We start from the raw sequence: 474 nt of genomic DNA, 5'->3' as shown, positions 1-474 counted from the left end.
ATTATATTTAATGTCCCTTACAGTATTTTGAGAATCAAATAAATATAAAAACAAAATACTTTCTGTTAGTTCACGTATCTTTTCTCTGTTTTCATTTGTTAAAATAGTATTCACGTAATTTCTCAACTCATTAACACTAACTTGACAAAACTTAGCTGCTGTATTAATAACTTTAGTATCAGGACCGTCTACAATAAGTTTAAGTACGACAGTATTAGTAACTCTTTCCACAGCATATGAGTTACTATCAGACTCTCTATAGTTTTCTTCATCAAAGTTGTCTTGTTCAGTATTTAAATACATACTGTTTTGATGATTTTTATAAAATTCTACTGATATTTTTCTCATTAAGCTGTTCAAACGAGCTTTCACATCTAATACAAATGCAACAATCTCTTTATCTGAAGGATTAATTAATTTTTGTTTATTATATCTGAAAGCTCCTTTTAAAGTCTAAACATTTGACACGTAAAT

At 27.2% G+C, this 474-nt stretch carries 1 protein-coding gene; it reads right to left on the bottom strand.

Features of this window, described 5'->3' with window-relative positions:
- Window positions 1-360, bottom strand: a 360-nt coding sequence (locus ETC00_RS19725; protein ID WP_171567738.1) for a hypothetical protein, incomplete at its 3' end; no start/stop codon positions are given.
- Window positions 361-474: the final 114 nt, after the last annotated feature.

The organism is Brevibacillus sp. MCWH (genome assembly GCF_013096935.1).
In the GTDB taxonomy this organism is placed as follows: domain Bacteria; phylum Bacillota; class Bacilli; order Brevibacillales; family Brevibacillaceae; genus Brevibacillus; species Brevibacillus aydinogluensis.
Note: the sequence above shows the minus strand (reverse complement) of the source record. Positions and strands in the feature narration are given on the sequence as shown.